At 69.3% G+C, this 7320-nt stretch carries 4 protein-coding genes; 3 read left to right on the top strand and 1 reads right to left on the bottom strand.

Translation table 11 applies throughout. The features are described from left to right. Positions 1 to 158: 158 nt before the first annotated feature. Positions 159 to 4346 carry a response regulator gene (locus FMQ63_RS17620; RefSeq protein ID WP_011553047.1) on the top strand — a complete coding sequence of 1396 codons (4188 nt, stop codon included), beginning with the start codon at positions 159 to 161 and terminating at the stop codon, positions 4344 to 4346. Between the two features lie 160 nt (positions 4347 to 4506). On the opposite strand, the gene FMQ63_RS17615 is transcribed toward FMQ63_RS17620, so the two are convergent. Beyond that, a complete protein-coding gene (locus FMQ63_RS17615; RefSeq protein ID WP_011553046.1) occupies positions 4507 to 4728 on the bottom strand; it encodes a hypothetical protein in 222 nt (73 codons plus the stop codon). A 189-nt stretch (positions 4729 to 4917) separates the two neighbouring features. Here FMQ63_RS17615 and FMQ63_RS17610 point away from each other — a divergent pair, with 189 nt between their 5' ends. Continuing rightward, entirely contained in the window at positions 4918 to 5856 is a 939-nt protein-coding gene (locus FMQ63_RS17610; RefSeq protein WP_011553045.1) for a MoxR family ATPase, read from the top strand. A 16-nt stretch (positions 5857 to 5872) separates the two neighbouring features. Beyond that, entirely contained in the window at positions 5873 to 7288 is a 1416-nt protein-coding gene (locus tag FMQ63_RS17605) for a patatin-like phospholipase family protein (protein WP_171452286.1), read from the top strand. Positions 7289 to 7320 lie beyond the last annotated feature (32 nt).

Here is a 7320-nt window from a genome sequence, read left to right as displayed (position 1 = left end):
CCGCCCACCCGACCCCCTCAGTCCGTTCGGAAGTCGTCGTCCGCGGCAAGGGCTCGTGAGGCTGGCAACCGAGCTGCTCCTGGAAACTTTCCAAGGGTCACAACCGCCCGATAGGATGTTCCGGTTTTCACAGCACTTTTTCCGGGACAAAGGGCTTCATGGAGCGTCGGGTCCTCATCGTCGAAAGCGAGCATGATTTTGCGCTCAGCATGGCCACCGTGCTCAAGGGCGCGGGCTACCAGACAGCCTTGGCTGAGACGGCGGCTGACGCGCAGCGTGAGCTGGAGAAGCGCCGACCAGACCTGGTCGTCCTCCGCGCGGAGCTGAAGGATCAGTCCGGCTTCGTCCTCTGCGGCAACATCAAGAAGGGCAAGTGGGGTCAGAACCTCAAGGTCCTGCTGCTCTCCTCCGAGAGTGGCGTGGATGGTCTGGCGCAGCATCGTCAGACGCCGCAGGCGGCGGACGGCTACCTCGCCATCCCGTTCGAGATGGGCGAGCTGGCCGCCCTGAGCCACGGCATCGTGCCGCCGGGCACGGATGACACCGGCGCGTCGCTGGATGCCGCGCTGAACGGGACGCGCGAAGCACCGCCGCCCATGCCTCCGTCGCTCAAGGCCGCCGCGGGGGGCCCGCCGAAGCTGCCCAAGCGCGAGCGCCGCAGCGCGATGACGGAAGAGGACCGCGCGTTCCTCGACCGCACGTTCCAGTCCATCGCGGACCGGAAGGCGGAGCTGCTCGCCGAGTCCCGCCAGCTCAAGCGTCCGCCACCGCGGCGCGAGCTGATGGGCACGCCCGAGGGCAAGATTCAGATCCTCCGCGACGAGCTGAAGACGCGCGAGGCCCAGCTCGCCCGCCTCTCTGAAATCTGGAACGTGCGCGAGCGCGAGCTGCTCTCCGGCGAGGACCGCATCCACGAGAAGGACGTGGAGCTGCAGGGCCTGAAGATGCAGGTGGACGACCTGCTGCGCCGCTTCAACGAGGCCCAGCAGGCCACCATCCAGAAGGAGCGCGAGCACGGCGCCACCGTCGATGACCTGCTCCTCCAGAAGTTCTCCGCGGAGAAGGACCTCATCGAGGTCGTCGCCTCCAAGGAGAAGGACATCAACCTCCTGCGCCGGGAAGTCTCCCGCGCCGAGGAGGAGCTGAGCCGCCGCGCCGGCGAGCTGGAGCACGGCCGCAACGAGTACGACAAGCTGGAGAAGCACCTCGGCGTGGTCACGCTCGAGTTCGAGGTCAAGGAGCAGAAGCTCCAGGACACCGTCCTCGCGAATGAAGGCGAAATCGCGCGGCTGACGAAGCGCGGTGACGACTTCGAGGCCGAGCTGAACCGCACCATCAGCGAGCGTGACCAGCGCTTCGCCGAGCTGGACGGTGAAATCCAGGCCCTCCAGGAGCGGCTGCAGCAGACTGAGCAGGAGCGCGACACCACCGTGCGCGGCCTGGAAGCCCGCGCTGCCCGTGCCGAGGAGCACGGCACCCAGGCTGACGCGGAAATCCACCGGCTCAACGCCGAGCGCGATGCGCTGGAGGCGAAGCTCAGCCAGCAGGTCGCGGACCTGGAGGCGGACCTCGCGCGAACCATGGGCGAGCGCGACCAGCTCCGGCTGGACAAGGACGCCCAGGAGGCCGAGCTCACCCAGCGCATCGAAGAGCGTGACGCGAAGCTCGGCACGCTCGAGCGCGAGCTGTCGGAGACCATCGCTCGGAACGAGCACACCGAGGCGGAGCTCAACGCCAACATCCAGCAGCAGCTGGAGCGCATCGGCGAGCTCGAGGGCGAAGTCGAGGCCGTCAAGACGCACCTGGAGGACCGCGAGAATGAGCTGACCGCGGAGCTCCAGGCGCTGGGACAGGCCAAGGACGAGTTGGAGACGGACCTCAACGACCGGCTCCAGGCCCTCTCCCAGGCGAAGGACGCGCTGGAGGCGGACCTCTCCCGTCAGTTGGAGGAGCTGCGCTCCGCCAAGGCCGAGCTCGAAGCGGACCTCACCGGCCAGATTCAGGCGCTCACCTCGCAGCTCGAGGAGACGCAGCGGCAGCTCGATGACTCGCAGCGGACCGGCGAACAGCTCTCCGCGCGCGTGGCCCAGCTGGAGGACACCGTCTCCCAGCGAGAGTCCACCATCGAATCCCTGCAAGGGGACGTGGCCGCGCGCGACCAGCGCATCTCCGAGCTGAGCGGAGACCTGGAGGCCACCAGCCAGACGCTGGCCCAGACGCAGCAGACGCTGGCGCAGACGGAGCAGCAGCTCGCCGACACGCAGAACACGCTCGCCAGCACCGAAGGCGCGCTGGCGGAGACGCGTGGCGAGCTGGATGCCACCAGCCAGACGCTCCAGCAGACACAGCAGACGCTGGCCCAGACGGAAGGCGCGCTGGCCGAGACGCGCGGCGAGCTGGACGCCACCAGCCAGACGCTGGCGCAAACACAGCAGACGCTGGCCCAGACGGAGCAGCAGCTCGCCGACACACAGAACACGCTCGCCAGCACCGAAGGCACGCTGGCGGAGACGCGTGGCGAACTGGAGGCCACCTCCCAGACGCTCCAGCAGACGCATGCGGCGCTGGAGGACACGCGCGGCGCGCTCCAGGAAACCAGCGACACGCTGGCGCACACCACCCGCGAGCGCGACCAGCGCATCGCGGAGCTGGCGGACCTGGGCGCCGCGAAGGACGCGCTGGAGCAGGAGCTCACCGGGCAGATTGGTCATCTCCGCAGCGAGCTGTCCGAGACGCAGGGCAACTACGAGGCCGAGCGGGCCGCGCACGAGAAGCTGGCCGCGGAGTCGAGCGCGCACATCGGAGACCTCACCAGTGAGCGCGACGGACTCCGCTCCGAGCTGGAGGCCACCAGTCAGACGCTGGAGCAGACCCACGGCCAGCTCGCCGCCACCCGCGACGCGCTGGCGCGCGAGCAGCACGCGCACCAGGAGAGCCGGAAGGCCGCCGCGAGCACCCAGACCACGCTGGAAGGCCAGTTGGCCGAGGCGCGTGCCCATGGCGAGGACCTGGGCGAGCACCTCACCCTCACCAAGCACGAGCTGGGCACACGCGTCGCCGAGCTGACGCAGCTCACCGCCACGCTGGCGCAGACGGAGAACACCCGGGCCCACCTCGAGGAGCGGCTGCACACGCTCACCGAGGAGTCGCAGCGCCGCGAGGAGCTCCTCCAGAACGACCTGACGCAGAAGGGCACCGAGCTGTCGGACACGCTCCGCAAGCTCACCCACGTGACGCAGGAGAAGATGCGTCAGGCGGAGGTGCTCAACCGCGAGGTCGCCACCCGCACCGAGCAGCTCAAGGCCATGGAGGCCAAGCTCCAGACGCAGGCCACCGAGGCCCGCCGTCAGGCCGAGGGCCTGGGGCAGCAGATTACCGGTCTCAACGAGCAGCTCGAACAGGGCCGCAAGGCGCTGGCGGGCCGCGAGGACCAGCTGCGCGCCGCGGGCGCCGCCCAGCAGAAACTCACCGCCGAGCGGGACGGCCTCGCGGGCCAGCTCCAGCAGGCCGAGGCCCGGCTCCAGCAGCAGGCCCAGCAGGCGAACCAGGAACGTGCCGACGCCAAGCGCGCGGCGGACGAACTGGCCGCGAAGCTGGCCAAGACCGAGCAGCGCATCACCCAGTTCGCGCAGGACGCCCAGACGCAGGCCACCGAGGCCGACGCCAGGGCCAAGGACCTGCAGGGCCAGCTGAGCGCGCGGGCGAAGAAGATCCAGGACCTGGAACTGGCGGTGGAGAACGCGCAGGGCGCCAAGTCCCGCGCGGAGAAGGAGCTCAACGCCAAGGTGGCCGCCGCCGAGAGCAAGGCCCACGAGGCCTCCACCCGCCTGGCCGCCGCACAGAAGGAGCGCAAGGACCTGGAGGCGCGGCACGCCAAGGAGCAGGAAGACCTCGCCGCCAAGCAGAAGGCGGAGCTGGAGCGTCGCGACGCCATCAAGGCGCAGGAGGTCGCCCGCCTGCAGCAGTCCGTGCAGGAGAAGAGCAAGGCCCTCAAGGTCGCCGAGCTGGAGCTGGCCCGCTACAAGAGCAAGTCCGCCACCACGGCCACCCCGGCCAAGGCCGCCGCCAAGCCCGCGGCGGCCGAGGACGACGAGCTGGCCGTGAGGACGCAGCTCAACCAGGTCATCGCGCCCGCCGCCGCGGCCCAGGCCCCGGCCCCGGCGAAGAAGCCGGCCGCAAAGCCTGCGGCCCAGGCCCCAGCGAAGAAGGCCCCTGCCCCGGCTCCCGCCCCGCCGGCGGCGCTGAGTGATGAGTCCGAGCCCACCGACCGGACCCTGGTCATCCAGTTGCCCACGGCCAAGGAAGACGACGACTGGACGGCCCTGGTGGACGAGTTGGACAAGTAACGGCGCCGGGATTCCGGCACCCCGCCGGAATCCCGACGGCCTCGGCCTCGGAACCCCGAGGCCACAATGAAGCGGCCCTGACATCCGTGCCCTAGCCGGGCAGGTGTGTCAGGGCCGTCTCAGTTCCAACGCAGGAAGCGTCGAGCGGTTCCATCCGCGCTCAGAGCGCGGCGCGTGCCTCGCGGACCAGCTCCTTGAAGTGGAGCGTGGAGACGACGTCCCGGAGTGACACCACGCGGCCCCCCGTCTGGGCCTCCTCCTGGGCACGGCGCCAACTGCTGCGGAGTGTACGCAAGGCGACATAGGTCAGCAGGAGGGGGAAGCCGCCCGGAAGCAGAACCACTGCCACCATCATCACCATCCGCAACCACGCCCACACCATGACCGCTCACCTCCCTGAATACCGATTGGAAACCCTGAGATGCACGAGGTGTGCCCACGTTGCGCAGAAAATTTCCCTCCAGAGTTACGCGGGTTTGCCAGGCAGCGAGGCGAACGGGCCACGGTGACGACACCGGAACCCTGGCATTTTTGCCGCAGTCGCCAGGAGGGCGTCGGTTAAGTTCACCGGGTGAGCACCCCTTCGACGGTTGAGAGCCACGCATTCACCAGCGTGGAGGACGCGGAAAAGCGCCTGGAGCAGGTGGGCTATCTATCCTCGCCGGAGATCGCCACGGCGGCCTTCCTGGCGGACCGGATGGACAAGCCCATCCTGGTGGAAGGCCCGGCCGGCGTCGGCAAGACGGAGCTGGCCAAGGCCCTGGCCCAGGCGCTGGGCCGCGAGTTCATCCGGCTCCAGTGCTACGAGGGCCTGGACGAGGCGAAGGCCCTCTACGAGTGGGAGTACGCCAAGCAACTGCTCTACACCCAGCTCCTCAAGGACAAGATTGGGGACATGGTGCAGGGCACCACCACGCTGGCGCAGGCGGCGGACCGACTGGCCTCCAGCGACGCGGTGTTCTTCTCCGAACGCTTCCTGCTGCCCCGCCCGGTGCTGAAGGCCCAGCTCTCCGAGCGCCCTGCCCTGCTGCTGGTGGACGAAATCGACAAGGCGGACCCGGAGTTCGAGGCCTTCCTGCTGGAGGTGCTCTCCGACAACGCCGTCACCATCCCCGAGCTGGGCACCTTCCGGGCGAAGCACATCCCCCGCGTGCTGCTCACCTCCAACGCCGCGCGCGAGCTGTCCGACGCGCTCAAGCGCCGCTGCCTCCACCTGCACATCGACTTCCCGGACCGCGAGCGCGAGCTGCGCATCGTCCGCTCGCGACTGCCCCAGGTGCCCCAGGTGCTGGCGGAGCAGGTGGTGGAAGCGGTGGCCGCCATCCGCTCGCTCGACCTGAAGAAGGCGCCCTCCATCAGCGAGACGCTCGACTGGGCCCAGAGCCTGGCGCTGCTGAACGCGGAGCAGCTCACCGCCGACGTGGTGGCCTCCACGCTGAACCTCGTCCTCAAGTACGAAGGCGACATCGAGAAGGCGAAGGCCAACCTCTCGCAGATTGCCCAGGCCTGACGGGCCCTCGAAGCACGTGCTGCTGAAGGAACGCTTCCAAATCACCCGGCCGCTCGAGGAGATGGAGCTCCGCCTCGTGCGCGCCTCGCTGGCCAACGCGGCCCTGGTCGACCTGCGCGAGGAAGCCATCCTCCGCACCGTCCTGTCGCTGGCGCGCCTCTACAAGGTGCGGCACGGCGAACGCGACGTGGGCGTGGGCGCGCTGCTCACCCCGTTTCGCGAGGAGGTGGAGCGCCGCCTGGGCCCCGTCCTCCAAGCCCCCTTCCCGCCCACGCGGGACCGGCTGATGCCGCACGTGAAGGATTTGCGCCAGCACGCCGCCAAGGCGCGCGACATGGTGGCGCAGCGGCTGCGCGGGCGCGTTCCCCCCGAGGCATTGGACCGGGAAATCCGGCACAAGGAACTGGTGCTGGTCACCGGTGGCGGCGGCGGAACGGCCTACGTCTACCTGGGGGTGATGAGCCTCCTGGGCGAATACGGCCTGGAGCCGCGCCTGCTCGCCGGGACGTCCATGGGCGCCATCCTGGCCATCATGCGCTCGCGCCTGACGCGCTTCGACGCCACGGACATGATCAACATCGTCCGCGGGCTGTCCTTCCGGAAGCTCTTCCGCTTCATCTCCACGGAGAGCCGCTATGGCCTGCCCGCCGCGCTGCGGCTGTTTCTGCGCGCGGGGCTGGGCCGCTTCTTCAGCGCGGGACCGGAGAACAGTGGCATGCGGCTCAAGGACTTGCCGGTGCCGACGCTCATCGCCGTGGGCGGCATCCGCCGCGGCATGCTTCCCCGGCCGCTGGAGTATTACGAGCGCCTGCTAGGCACCAGTCCGCTGGGCCTGCTCAACCCCGTGGGCGTGGCACGCCGCATCCAGGCCGCCATGGGCGCCATGGCCGAGCTCTTCACCCGCCCCGAAATCACCGCCCGCCTCTACCTGGGTGCGGACGACACCACCGGCGACTTCGACGCGCTCGACGCCGCGGGCTTCTCCTCCGCGCTGCCCGGCGTCATCCACTACGACGTGCTGCGCGAGGACCCCGGCATGCACACGTTGGTGGAAGGACTCATGGGCCAGCACGGCGTCGCGAGGCTCATCGACGGAGGACTGGTGGACAACCTGCCAGCGAAGGCGGCGTGGAAGGCAGTGGCCCGAGGCCGCATCGGCACGCGCAACGCGTTCATCCTCGCGCTCGACGGCTTCGCCCCGAAGCTGACCACGCCCTTCTGGCTGCCCCTCCAGCGGCTCGCCGCGATGACGGTGGCGCCGAACCTTCCTTATACGCACCACGTCAAACGCTTTCCGCGAACACTGTCACCGCTAGACGTCGTACCGTCGGTGGAACTGGCCTCGAAGGCATTACAATTCGGCAGGACGGCACTCGCGGAGGACCTCCCGTTCCTCCGTCGGATGCTCGCCCCCCTGCCACCGGTGCTGTGACTGTTTCGGGACGAGAAACACGCTTTGACCTC

Origin of the sequence: Myxococcus sp. CA005 (assembly GCF_006518205.1) — a bacterium.
Taxonomy (GTDB): domain Bacteria; phylum Myxococcota; class Myxococcia; order Myxococcales; family Myxococcaceae; genus Myxococcus; species Myxococcus xanthus.
This window is presented reverse-complemented; position numbering and strand designations above follow the sequence as displayed.